This window comes from Acinetobacter towneri (genome assembly GCF_001758345.1).
In the GTDB taxonomy this organism is placed as follows: Bacteria; Pseudomonadota; Gammaproteobacteria; order Pseudomonadales; family Moraxellaceae; genus Acinetobacter; species Acinetobacter towneri_A.
Genome location: NZ_MKQS01000001.1, coordinates 396893 through 410067 on the forward strand (window position 1 = coordinate 396893; position 13175 = coordinate 410067).

Here is a 13175-nt window from a genome sequence, read left to right on the forward strand (position 1 = left end):
ATCGTTGTTATGTGGTTTACCCGAGTTAGCGTCAAGTATCCCGTTTTTACCATCATGATGATGTTTTGTCTAATGGTGCTTGGCTTGGCTTCATGGCAACGTATGGGCGTGGAAGAATTTCCTGACGTCGATTTTCCGTTTGTAGTGGTTTATACCAGTTATCCGGGTGCATCACCTGAAACAGTTGAATCTGAAATCACCAAGAAAATGGAAGATCAGATCAACACCATTTCTGGACTCAAACAACTGGTTTCACAATCCAGTGAAGGGTTATCTACCATTATAGCCGAATTTAATTTAGATGTTCCTTCGGCAGTGGCAGCACAAGATGTACGCGATAAAATTTCGTCTGTCAGTGCAGGCTTTCGAGATGAAATTCAAGACCCTGTGGTGGAGCGCTACGACCCCACTGCTAATGCGGTTCTGTCGATTGTCTTTGAATCCTCACAAATGTCCTTGCGGGATTTAAGTTCCTATTTAGATCAACAGGTTGTGCCACAACTGCGCACTGTGTCTGGCGTCGGAACTGTCAATTTATTGGGGGATGCACAGCGACAAATTCGAATTGAGGTCGATCCACAAAAATTAATGAGTTTGGGCTTAGGTGTGGATCAGGTGATCAATACCCTCAAAGCTGAAAATATTGAAGTGCCAGGCGGTACACTCAAACAAGCCAATAGTGAATTGGTGGTCGAAATTCAATCCAAAGTCATTCACCCTCTGGCTTTTGGCGATTTAATTATTGCCAATAAAAATGGTGCGCCAATCTTTTTAAAACAAGTGGCTACAATTCAAGACAGTCAGGCAGAGCTGGAAACTAGTGCGTTTCTAAATGGGCAAACTGCGGTTGCTGTCGATATCTTGCGTAGCTCAGACTCTAATATCATTGAAGTGGTAGATAACACCTACAAAACCTTGGAACGTATTCAAACCCAACTGCCTGCAGGCATGACTGCAAAAGTCGTGGCGGATTCTTCTAAAGGGATTCGTGGCAGTATCCGTGATGTAGCACGCACCATTATTGAGGGTGCGATTCTAGCCGTCCTGATTGTACTATTGTTTCTCGGTTCATTCCGTTCTACCGCCATTACAGGATTGACCCTGCCCATCGCCCTACTCGGTACACTCACCTTTATTTGGTCATTTGGCTTTACCATCAACATGATGACCTTACTGGCGCTCTCGCTCAGTATTGGCTTATTGATTGATGATGCAATTGTGGTTCGTGAAAATATCGTGCGTCATGCCGCTATGGGCAAAGACCATGTCACTGCTGCTTTGGATGGCACTAAAGAAATTGGCTTGGCGGTTTTAGCCACCACGCTAACCATTATTGCGGTATTTTTACCTGTAGCATTTATGGGCGGGATTATCGGACGTTTTTTCTATCAATTTGGTGTAACCGTCAGTACTGCAGTACTGATTTCCATGTTTGTCAGTTTTACCCTAGACCCAATGCTGTCTGCACATTGGGCAGAAAAACCCAATCCCAATAAACAACCTGGACGGGTAAAACGTTTCTTAAACTGGATTTCCAACAAACTCGACAATTTAAGTCATCATTATGAAAAACTTTTAAAATTAGCGCTACGATTTCGCGTTATTACCTTATTGATTGCCGTAGCTTCATTATTTGCCGCACTCGGATTATCTAAACTTATTGGTACAGAATTTGTACCTGTACCCGACAAAGGTGAAATTCGGATTAAATTTGAAACACCTGTGGATGCCTCACTTGAATATTCACAAGCAAAATTAAAACAAGTAGATCAAATCATTCGTCAACACCCTGAAGTTCGTGCAACTTACGCAGCCATTAACAGCGTGACAGATCGCGGGAAAAATCATGTTAATTTACGTGTAACTGTCAGCCCACGTAATGAACGTGAACAAACATTGACAGAACTCAATAACGAATTCCGCCAACGTCTACAAAGCATTGCAGGTATCACCATCACCTCTGTCGCATCTGCCGATGAAACAGTTTCGGGAGGACAAAAACCTGTGATGGTGTCCATTAAAGGCCCTAATTTAGCAGAGTTACAAAAAATTTCTGACCACTTTATGAAAGAAATTGCTCAGGTGGATGGTATTGTCGATTTAGAAAGCTCGCTAAAAGCCCCTAAACCTACATTAGGTGTTCATATAAATCGCGTCCTTGCTAGCGATTTGGGGCTATCGGTGAATCAAATTGCCAATATTATCCGCCCACTCATTGCAGGGGATGATGTCACTACATGGCAAGATGAACATGGCGAAACCTACGATGTTAATGTTCGCGTTACGGAAAACCGTCGTAGCTTGCCGAGCGATGTGCAAAATATGTATTTAACTTCACAAAAAACCGATGCCAATGGACAAAATGTTTTAGTGCCTTTAACGAGTGTGGCAAAGTTTGAGGAAAGTTTAGGTGCAGCACAAATCAACCGCCGTGATTTAGCCCGTGAAGTTTTGGTCGAAGCAAACACCGCAGGACGTCCTGCAGGTGACATTGGTGCCGACATACAAAAAATTCAGGATAATTTTAAGCTCCCTGCGGGCTATAGTTTTGACACCCAAGGTTCCAATGCCGATATGGCCGAATCTGCGGGTTATGCACTCACAGCAATTACACTCTCCATCGTATTTATTTATATTGTTTTAGGCTCGCAATTTAACAGCTTTATTCACCCCGCAGCAATTATGGCTTCTTTGCCGTTGTCGCTGATTGGTGTGTTCTTGGCGCTGTTTATTTTTAATTCCACCATGAACCTATTTTCTATTATTGGCATTATTATGCTGATGGGACTGGTGACCAAAAATGCGATTCTACTGATTGATTTTATAAAGAAAGCCATGGATCAAGGTGAGTCACGTTATGACGCTATTATTGCCGCAGGTAAAACCAGACTACGCCCTATTTTAATGACCACTAGTGCCATGGTAATGGGGATGGTACCCCTCGCACTTGGACTAGGTGAAGGCGGTGAGCAAAGTGCACCTATGGCACATGCTGTTATTGGTGGTGTGATTACGTCTACACTGCTGACCTTAGTTGTTGTACCCGTGATTTTTACTTACTTAGATGACTTTAAAAACTTTATGCTGCACCAAACCCGCAAATTGCTTTCATAGCATCAAACGACATTGACGTATAATGGAGGGGCTAAATTTTAACGCAAGCTTAGCCCCATTTTTATTGTATAATCCGGCTCTGAAAAAATTCCATTTAACGCTTCATTTTTTAGGACAGTTTCCATGCGCGCGAGTCGCTTTTTATTTGCTACGTTAAGAGAAACCCCAAACGATGCCGAGGTGATTTCTCACCAGCTAATGTTACGTGCGGGTATGATTCGTAAATTGGCTTCGGGTTTATATACTTGGCTGCCAATGGGTGTGCGTGTGCTAAATAAAGTTGAAGCCATTGTTCGTGAAGAAATGAACCGCGCAGGTGCTTTAGAAACATTTATGCCTGTCACGCAACCTGCTTCACTTTGGGAAGAATCAGGGCGTTATGTGCAATATGGTCCTGAGTTACTGCGCTTTAAAGACCGCCACGACAATCCTTTTGTACTTGGTCCAACACATGAAGAAGTCATTACTGATTTGGCACGTAATGAATTAAAAAGCTATAAGCAATTGCCAATCAACTTCTATCAAATTCAAACTAAATTCCGTGACGAAATTCGACCACGTTTTGGGGTAATGCGTTCACGTGAGTTTATTATGAAAGATGCTTATTCTTTCCATACCAATCAAGCCTCCCTACAAGAAACCTATGATGTCATGTACGACACATACTGCAGAATTTTCTCACGCTTAGGTTTAGACTTCCGCCCAGTACAAGCAGATACAGGTTCTATTGGTGGTTCTGGTTCACATGAATTCCACGTTCTGGCTTCAAGTGGTGAAGATGATATTGCCTTCTCTACAGAATCTGATTATGCAGCCAATATTGAAATGGCTGAAGCCATTTTGGTGGGTGAACGTGCTGCTGCAACGCAAGAACTCAACATTGTAGAGACACCAAACCAAAAAACCATTGCGGAAGTTTCTGCATTTTTAGGCACAAATAGCAACCAGTCAGTCAAAGCGCTCTTGGTTCAAGGTGTTGCAGATGAATCAGGGCAAATACCTGTGATTGCATTATTCCTGCGTGGTGATCATGAACTCAACGAAATTAAAGCAGAAAAGCATCCACAAATTGCTGCACCACTTACTTTTGCAACCGATGCACAAATTGCAGCGTTAGGTTTAACTGCTGGCTTTGTTGGTCCACAAGGTTTGGTCGAAAAAGGCATAACTGTGATTGTAGACCGTGCTGCATCGGTATTGTCTGACTTCGTTGCAGGTGCAAACCAAGTTGATCAACACGCAACAGGTGTAAACTGGGAGCGCGATGCACAATATACTGAAGTTTATGATTTACGTAATGTCGTTGAGGGCGATCCATCTCCCGATGGGAAAGGAACTCTGCAAATTAAACGCGGTATTGAAGTCGGTCATATCTTCCAGCTTGGTACTAAATACTCAGAAGCGTTGGGCTGTAAAGTATTAGGTGAAGATGGCAAACCGTTTACTGTTACCATGGGATGCTATGGGATTGGTGTTACCCGTGTGGTTGCCTCTGCCATTGAACAGAACTTTGATGATAAAGGGATTATTTGGCCTGCAGCCATCGCACCATTTGAAATTGCGATTGTGCCAATGAACGCACATAAATCACCACGTACATTAGAAGCAGCAGAAGCACTTTATGCTGAACTTCAAGCTGCAGGTTATGATGTATTACTGGATGATCGTAATGAACGTCCTGGGGTGAAATTCTCTGATCTTGAGCTTACAGGTATTCCGCACCGTATTGTGATTGGTGAGAAAGGTTTAGATGCAGGTACTTTTGAATATAAAGGTCGTCGTGATGCTGAATCTAGCAACCTAACGAAAGAAGAATTACTCATCAAAATTGCTAACTAAGATTAAACACTAAGCATAAAAAATCCCGCACAAGTTGCGGGATTTTTTTCATTTGGAATTAACAGAATTTCATACCACCATAACAGTTAGGGGTAACGTTTTGGTTATTTAAAAGCTTATCCTTTAATGTAATCGTAGCTGGATTTCCTGTTGCATAATTCGTAAATTGACCTACATTAATATTCAATTTTTTTTCAACAGCTACGCCAGCCAAAGAACCTAAAGCCTCAAAAGCACCAACATCAATTGGTTCGGATTTATTGAGCAAATAGTCACTAATCGCTGTAGCTACTTGTGGTAATACCGCAGAAATATCAACCTTATCTGTTGTTGCTAAATATCCCAGTTGTATAGGTTCTTTAAAAGACATCCACCACCCTTGTTGAGCAACATCACCCTGATCGGCTCCTTGCCAATGCACAGGTTTACTTTGCAGAGATAAATACCCTCCTGTGCCATTGAGTGGAATATTGTGAATCATATTCAAAGCTTGAACAAAAGTAATATCCATATTAAGTTCATCCAAACTCGAGCCTGCTGCCATTTTAAAGAATGAGTGTGTCCCAAGAGAACCAAATAATAAAGCAGGGAATTCTACATAAAGCTGGTCTTGAGAGAAATCAGGAGTTCCTTGAACACTACCCGGTAAACTCTTACCCAGCTCTGCAACAGCTAAAGGAATAGAAGGAATAGATGAGCGAATACCACTCACTTTGGCAGCAGTCATACGTTGACCCGTAACCACCGTTTCTGGCATAGTAAAATCTACTTTCATAGAAGGAACTGTAATCCCTGTATGCCCTTCTGTTCTAACACCATTTGTAAATGGCTTACTATCAAACTGTCTTGTTTGCCCCAAAGCCTTTAAACGACCAGAAATAATTTCATCATCGGTCATACCAAATGTCGCTTGCTCAGTAAATGAATGACCTTGAGTTTGTGCCATTTTCATATAACCACTAAAACTTTTAATCCCGTCATTTGGGTTTTGTACGTTATCTGTACCCAAAGTCAGTAGACCTAAAATTTCTTCAGCACCTAAACGAAAACCAATCACTTCACGTGTTGACGCACTATTTCCACTAATTGCAAACTCAATAAATGGATTGGTAATTTGTGCGCTTGTGCCTGCACGCTCACTTGTAAATTTGGGACTGCCTGTCGAATCATAAGATTGGTTCAAACCACTTAATGCAATATTAGAAATATCAATATCACATCCTGCTTTACCACCAATCGCATTATTTACACCGCCACAACCTAGTTGTAGTGTTTTAATATTGGCATTGAGCTCCATGAGTGCATCAACACTCAGTTTATAAAAATTTAACCCTTGCGATTGATCTGTCGCAGTCATCAGGTTCAAAAGTGCCTGACCTTGTACATGAGATAACTGATCATCATTTAAAGCCTGCATCGCTTGAGCAGAATTGAATGAAAAAGCTGTACTTAAAATAGATGCAACTAAAATTGTTTTTTTCATTTTATTTCTATCCTTTAGCGTGGCGTAATGCCCAATGTGCTGCGCATGGTTCCACCTGTAAGCGCGACAGATGCGATTTTCTGCATATTGCCATTGGTAGACATTGCAAAGTTTGTTTTAAAGGGTTGAGCAATATCATTTTTATAATTAAATTTAACTTGATTGTCTAAAGTGACCGTATCTGCACTGACGACGACTTTTCCTTTAACACCTATATGACCTTCCATTCGATTCAAGTTAATAGAAGACGTTTGAACAGTTTCATTATTCACTTGATCTTCATTAATCAAACTAAAATAACTACCTAAATTCTTGGGATCTGCCTGTTCTGAGCTATCTAGACTTCTAAACTTAAAGTTCGCATCAAAAGACAAAAAGTTTGAGTTCGGATTAGTATCGGTTGGATCCATTCCAGGAATCACCAACAACTCACCATTTCCATCTAATTTAAAAGCGATTGTGGTCAACACATCATCTTTCTTAGAGAAATTATCATAAGGTATAAAGCTACCGCATTTAGTTGATCCTGTGACGCAGTTGTACTTTGAACCCGGTAGTTGTCCAATCGCTAACTCTGCTTTTGCTGCAATCAATAAATGATCTGCACGTATATAAACCCCTTCATCTTCATAACCAATCACACCATCGGACTGAATTAATGCATCAATATTTCTTAAACCAGCATAATAGTTGACAGCTTCACCAGCATGCAGGCTGTCTTGCCCGTCAATTAAGATAATAGAAGTGGTACTTGGTAAGCCTGTTTTTGAATCAATGCCATAACCTTCGGTAGAAACAATAGCGTTATAACCAATTCCGGTTTTGTTCGTTCCATCATAAGGTGACAGATATTGTTTACCCGACAAGGCCACATTGGCATTTAAATTATAAATTGGAATCCCAATACCCCAAGAACCACCATCTCCTGTCAATTCATTTAAAGAGTTGTCAGAAATAATTCTAGCTTTGGCTGCAATAGACTGAAAGTCCACACCACGAACAGCGATCAGTGAGAACTGGTCACCTTCAAGCTTACTCGATAGCAACTGGTTTAAAATAGGACTGGTTGCACCAATGGTATTTTTAATATTTTCATTGACTAAAAAATTGAGGTTTTTCGCTTGTACGGTATTAATATAAATATCGCCAAAATCGATAGAGGCATTTTTATTGTGTAAATTACCTTGTGCATCACGTGTGGTTAGCGGTCTTAAATTCGAAAATTCAACCGCATAACTGCCTTTTCCTGTGTGCCCAATTTCTAAAGTTGTTGGTAATTGCCCTGCAGCCAAGCCTGCCGTATTTTGATTGGTAAAATCAGCAGATAAGCCCAAATGCAAACCACCTTGTCCCACCACAGTATCGTAGCCTGTAACTGCGGTATTTTTTGTTTCAATTACACCATTGACCTTATTCGAAACGTCAAAATTGGCAACATTTTTTTGCTGCCCATTAAAAAACAATTTCGCATTGCTCACCGCACCTGATGCACCAAAGCGAATTAAATTTTTATCATCATAACGCAAGTCAATATTGACCCCAGGATTGGTTGCATTTTGTCGGCTACTAGCAACATCACTCAGGTCTTTCACTCTTCCAAGATTCACAAAATGGTCGGTGGTGCCATTTTTAGTGGTAAAGACCAATCCCTCATCGGCATCAATGTACATATAGCCGTCAGTCGCAAAATTAAAGTTAAAATCATGCATAGATAATTGATGATCACCTAAACCATGACTAATTTTGGCATTCTGTAACTGGAAGTTTAAATGTGCCGTTTCATTTTGATTGAATAAACCTGCTTTGGTTTCTAATAAAACTTTTAAAGGTGATTTAGTTTCTAAGCCGAACTGACCCAAGCTTTGTGTTTCTTTAGTACAACTATTTCCGACACAGTTTTTTTTGACCAAGTTTAAATCTGCGGTCGCTTGAAAAGCATCAATGCTCGCATCGATACGCACACCTGCGCCGACATCAGTTTTCCCCACATCTAAAGCAAGCTTACTGATAATAGGCTGGTTATTCTGTCCTTTAATTTCTACATTATGTAAGCCTAAACCCTGTTGAGTTCCAGCCACTAAATCAGGATCATACCAATTGACTTGATTAATCGTGGCTTTAGACATTTCATGGGTGATTACAATACCATCTTGCCCGCTTACATCAGACAAATGCTGGTCTGCAATCAGCTCTAAAGCATAGACTTGTTGCGCACAAAGTACGCTCAATGTTAATAAATTCAACTGTATTATTTTTTTCATTTTTATTTCCCTATACTGTACTTAATCCTATATTCAACAACGACTTGCTGCTGAACCTGTACAGTTGTAGCTAAATATTTTCACATTGCCAGACATGTGCATATTGCCGTGAATATTTAAGCCCATAAATCCTTTTTCAGCGCCCTGATCGAACAAAGGTACATCTTGCTGAACTAAGTTATAACTACCATCTTGTTGATAATTTCTTCCTAGAAAATTGGTATATACCTCTGAATTTGCATAACCTTCATTTACTCCCTGCCCAGAACCTGTTTCAATAGATAATGCAGCGAAGCCTAAATTTCTAATTTTTAACGGCTTATCATCATAAAACTTAAGCTGCATGGCGGTTTGTGGGTCATTTTTATGATTAATAATGGTTGTGCCATCTAAAGAAAATTTATCTATTTGTATAGTGCCCTGAATTTGTTTAAATACCAGCCATTTTTTATTGCCGTTATTATCTTCATGGTTATTGGGTGCAATGGCTAAACGACAGAGCACATTATTGTCAGCACAATTTTTACTATAGCGATAATAAACTTCTGTAGGTTTAGTCCCACCATTAAATTTAGAAATATTGCTGAGTTCTAAGTTTTCGGTATATTCATGGTTCAACGATAACGTCCAACTGAGGTCTGCTCCACCTTGACCTGTAGCCTGCGTTAATTCATGATTTTCCAGTGCAATTAAATTGGCATGGGTCAAAGGACTACACATCAATGCAATACAAGACATTTTTTTCAACATGATGATTCTCCTTTTATAGACCTGTTGTTTTGAATTTAAGGTGCTGAATCAGCACACCATCTATTGCAACTGAACCTAGATTCTTAGCAGTACCATCTACACCTTTAAATACAACACCTGTGGCATTATCATGATCCTTGGCACGCAACATATTATTTGGCAAGCGTTCTACAGTACCAATTGCAATACTACTATGTGTCGCATTACGTCCTTGATACATCGCAGCACTGTCATTGGCATTGGCTTTTAGCGGTGTGCCACAGCTCACCACATTACAGGTAGAACCTGTAAATGCTGTAGAACCTAAATATCCACCCTTTCCATCTTCATAATTTTGATAAATTTTATTGTAAATTTCAGGAACATTCGGAATACGTGTTACTTCCAGCACAATATTATTGCCCTCAGAACCAACCACAAAAGGCTGATAGATATTCCCTAAAACTAAATTGATATTTGGGCTGTATAAATACAAACCTTCTATATCATGAAAAACTGGTGCTAATGAACCATCTATTGCTGGTGTGGCCGCAGTTCCATCTAAAGTGTCTGATTTTGATGCTGTACTAATGCGAATTCCTTTACTGTCTAAGTTTGAGTCTGTAAAACTTAAAATCGCAGGATTATCATTGGTATTTAAACGCAATACACTTGCCATACCCAATGTTTGATGATGATTTGGGTTATCCGAGTCTAAAGTCTGAAATACTCGGGTCTGTGAACCATTTAAACTTAAACCATTGGCAACAAACTGAGTACGTAAACGGTGCTCTTTATCTAAACCCGATTTTGGTGCTCCAGTGCTCGGATCAACCTCTGCGCTTGAATTCAACTGACGCGAAAAAATATCAGTCCAAAAGCCCAATTTAATATTATTATCACTTTCAGTTGGCGTTGTAGTTGCGAGCGGTGCCTCAAGTGCCAAATAACCGACATCTTTTTCTACATTTTTAAATTGTTTTACTTTTTCTGTACCAGCACGGAATAACCATGGATTGTCTGCAGAACCCCAGTTAAAACCCTGATTGCTATAACGGCTACTTAATGAGTTATCACTTTTAGATAATGCTAAACCATAAATAAAGATATCTGCTTTAGTTCTGAGTGAACCTACTGAAGTTTGTGCTGCTGCTGTTTTTGCTGCTTGAGTTGCGGTATTTACTGCTAACAATTCCAATTCTTTGATTGCATTTGTAGCTGCTGCTTTTGCAATTTTATCCCCTTCATAGTCCAGCCGCTCTTGAGTTACTGTTTCTACAGTTTGAGCAACCTTAGGATCAATATGATTAAATCTTGTAACCCCTTGCGTCCACTGTGTTGAAGGTACGGTATCAGCACTTCTATTACCATATAAAATTTCAATCATTTCATAAGTATTATTAGTCGCATACTCTATTGCCTTTTTTTCTAAGTTCGGATCCCAAGCATGTAGGGAATATGATGTTGTACCATCTTCTATTAAGTCAGAACCAATAAATCCCCAAGTACCATCATGATAATCATTATAACGCTGTTGATAATATTGTTTCATTCGATCAGATTCAAAGTATTCTGCCACTGAACTTTGACGCACACCAACTGAGATTTCACTGCTCACTGCTGTTTTTGTAGAGCTATAATTTTGTGTTTTATAGTTATTGAAAGTCGTCGTATAGGTACTTTGGTATAATGTTGATGTAGTTGAAACACCTGCCAAATATTCAGCATCATAAACCTGATTATAAACTTTCTTATAGGTATGTTCTGAAATATTCTGATAATTCTCCCCCGTCGGAATAATACGAATAAAGCCCGTATCATATTGACTAGGGTTTTCTAACCCACGTGTATAGCTCGACCCTGTTGATAGATCATTCGGTTGCTGAAACACCATTTTGAAATCATCAAGAACTAAAGCAACCCCTTCGCCTGTGGTATTTGACAAAGAGTCATCGGAGAGTGCTTGCAAGGCATAACTTGGGTTCGCCAAAAAAAAGCCTATCGCAGTGGCTAAGCAATGCTTACGAAAAGGGAAAGTAATTGCGTGTTCAGTCATCTCGACCATCCTTTTATCTGATGCTCCGCATCTTTCTTTTATTTATCTATAGCTTGGCTATTTATTTGAGTGTTTTTATCCTTAAAAACGTGATTATGCCAAACCATTCTCATATTTAATTATGCTGAATATTTATGCAAATGCAAAACAAACTGGCTAAACAGCACAGCTTTCCGATGAATGAAAAAAAGCGAGCACATTGGCTCGCTTCTTCAATAGAAAAATTGTGATAGATAGTTGTTGCTTATGCTTTAGGCAAGGTTACGCCTGTCTGCCCTTGATATTTACCACCACGGTCTTTGTACGAAGTTTCGCAGACTTCATCTGATTCAAAGAACAGCATTTGCGCCACACCTTCGCCCGCATAAATACGTGCAGGCAAGTTCGTGGTATTAGAAAATTCTAAGGTGACATGCCCTTCCCACTCAGGTTCTAACGGAGTGACATTGACAATAATACCGCAACGCGCATAGGTCGATTTACCTAAACACACTGTTAATACATTGCGTGGAATACGAAAATATTCAACGGTACGCGCTAAAGCAAATGAGTTTGGCGGAATGATGCACACATCTGATTCAATATCGATAAAACTTTTTTCATCAAAGTTTTTTGGATCGACAATTGCTGAGTGAACATTGGTAAAGACTTTAAATTCACGGGCACAACGTACATCATAACCATAGCTAGACACCCCATAAGAAATGAGTTTTTCGCCATTTTCGTCAAAGCGAACTTGGTTTTCTGCATACGGTTCAATCATGCCGTGTTTTTCGCTCATTTCGCGAATCCAACGATCAGACTTAATTGCCATTTATTCTCTATCCAAAATATGAATGTTTAACTGTGCTGTACTTTAACTGAAATCTAAGTTAATGAAAACCAGCCGTTTCCCTCACATCGCTTTTTTAAGTGCAATGATTATTTGCTGTGGACACAACTTTGGCTTTATAGACTTAATAAAGCCGAATAACTTAAAGGAATTGAAAAGCTCAGCAACACAATAGAAGCTGTTTTTTGTAGATTGCACTGATTGAGCCAGCTAATTTTATTTTTAGCGAGCACCGAACCAATAAATGTCCAGAAAAAAGCAATCGGCACGATTAAACATAAAAATGCCAGCATGTGTGCCACATAATAGTCTGCTTTTACCCATGCAATCGTTGGGAAAATCGCAGAGGCAAACAACAATGCTTTCGGATTCAATAAAGTCGCTAAAAATAGCTCACTCGCACGAATCGTAGGTTGATTAAAGCTTTGCTCAACTTTGGCCGTGCGCCACAATTTAATCGCCAAGAAAATAATATAACTTGCACTGAATAATTTTAGAATGGTGGGCAATAATGGAAGATGGGTAGACACCGTACCAATTAAGGCACCCCAAAGTGTAATAGAAATCAAATAACCCAATGCTTCTGCTGGAATTAATCGGAAAGATTTACGGATACCAACCTGAATACCTGATGATGCAAGCAAGGTATTGGTTGGCCCTGGTGTCAATAAAATTGTGATCACCAAACCGATAAAAAACCATGAAATCATGAATTGACCTCACTACTGAATGAACGCAGATTAAAATAGTTCATTGCAATTGGCAAAAAGTATTTTGTAAGACAAATTACTGATTAGTTTAATATTTTAAATTTATTATTCTTATTCAAACACTTATATAGAAAATATTATTTAATTGAAT

8 protein-coding genes are annotated in these 13175 nt (G+C 39.6%); 2 read left to right on the forward strand and 6 right to left on the reverse strand.

Annotated features, from left to right (window positions below; all coding sequences use genetic code 11):
• The first annotated feature begins 9 nt into the window (after positions 1-9).
• Together BJN41_RS01800 and BJN41_RS01805 are read left to right on the forward strand one after the other, a co-directional pair.
• The gene (locus BJN41_RS01800; RefSeq protein WP_070152601.1) at positions 10-3114 is read left to right on the forward strand and encodes an efflux RND transporter permease subunit; all 3105 of its coding nucleotides are present in this window, start codon (positions 10-12) and stop codon (positions 3112-3114) included.
• Between the two features lie 123 nt (positions 3115-3237).
• On the forward strand, positions 3238-4953 hold the full coding sequence (locus BJN41_RS01805) for a proline--tRNA ligase (protein WP_070152604.1): 1716 nt from the start codon (positions 3238-3240) through the stop codon (positions 4951-4953).
• Positions 4954-5011: 58 nt separating this feature from the next.
• Here BJN41_RS01805 and BJN41_RS01810 read toward each other — a convergent pair whose 3' ends face one another.
• The 6 genes from BJN41_RS01810 to BJN41_RS01835 all read right to left on the reverse strand — a co-directional run bounded on the left by BJN41_RS01810 (position 5012) and on the right by BJN41_RS01835 (position 13024).
• Positions 5012-6436, reverse strand: coding sequence for a hypothetical protein (locus BJN41_RS01810; RefSeq protein WP_070152607.1), 1425 nt, complete (start codon positions 6434-6436; stop codon positions 5012-5014).
• Positions 6437-6450: 14 nt separating this feature from the next.
• Positions 6451-8697, reverse strand: coding sequence for a DUF6160 family protein (locus BJN41_RS01815; RefSeq protein ID WP_070152609.1), 2247 nt, complete (start codon positions 8695-8697; stop codon positions 6451-6453).
• A 33-nt stretch (positions 8698-8730) separates the two neighbouring features.
• Positions 8731-9447 carry a hypothetical protein gene (locus tag BJN41_RS01820; RefSeq protein ID WP_070152614.1) on the reverse strand — a complete coding sequence of 239 codons (717 nt, stop codon included), beginning with the start codon at positions 9445-9447 and terminating at the stop codon, positions 8731-8733.
• Between the two features lie 13 nt (positions 9448-9460).
• Positions 9461-11482, reverse strand: coding sequence for a hypothetical protein (locus tag BJN41_RS01825; protein ID WP_227515199.1), 2022 nt, complete (start codon positions 11480-11482; stop codon positions 9461-9463).
• Positions 11483-11726: 244 nt separating this feature from the next.
• Positions 11727-12296 carry a dCTP deaminase gene (gene dcd, locus BJN41_RS01830; protein ID WP_004975507.1) on the reverse strand — a complete coding sequence of 190 codons (570 nt, stop codon included), beginning with the start codon at positions 12294-12296 and terminating at the stop codon, positions 11727-11729.
• Positions 12297-12430: 134 nt separating this feature from the next.
• Positions 12431-13024, reverse strand: a complete 594-nt coding sequence (locus BJN41_RS01835) for a LysE family translocator (protein ID WP_070152620.1) — start codon at positions 13022-13024, stop codon at positions 12431-12433.
• Between the last annotated feature and the right edge of the window lie 151 nt (positions 13025-13175).

Bases quoted from the DNA above. Each gene is read 5' to 3' on its own strand.
- dcd (WP_004975507.1), bottom strand. From the start codon at position 12,296: ATGGCAATTAAGTCTGATCGTTGGATTCGCGAAATGAGCGAAAAACAC.
- BJN41_RS01810 (WP_070152607.1), bottom strand. From the start codon at position 6,436: ATGAAAAAAACAATTTTAGTTGCATCTATTTTAAGTACAGCTTTTTCA.
- BJN41_RS01800 (WP_070152601.1), top strand. From the start codon at position 10: ATGTGGTTTACCCGAGTTAGCGTCAAGTATCCCGTTTTTACCATCATG.
- BJN41_RS01815 (WP_070152609.1), bottom strand. From the start codon at position 8,697: ATGAAAAAAATAATACAGTTGAATTTATTAACATTGAGCGTACTTTGT.
- BJN41_RS01835 (WP_070152620.1), bottom strand. From the start codon at position 13,024: ATGATTTCATGGTTTTTTATCGGTTTGGTGATCACAATTTTATTGACA.
- BJN41_RS01805 (WP_070152604.1), top strand. From the start codon at position 3,238: ATGCGCGCGAGTCGCTTTTTATTTGCTACGTTAAGAGAAACCCCAAAC.
- BJN41_RS01820 (WP_070152614.1), bottom strand. From the start codon at position 9,447: ATGTTGAAAAAAATGTCTTGTATTGCATTGATGTGTAGTCCTTTGACC.
- BJN41_RS01825 (WP_227515199.1), bottom strand. From the start codon at position 11,482: ATGACTGAACACGCAATTACTTTCCCTTTTCGTAAGCATTGCTTAGCC.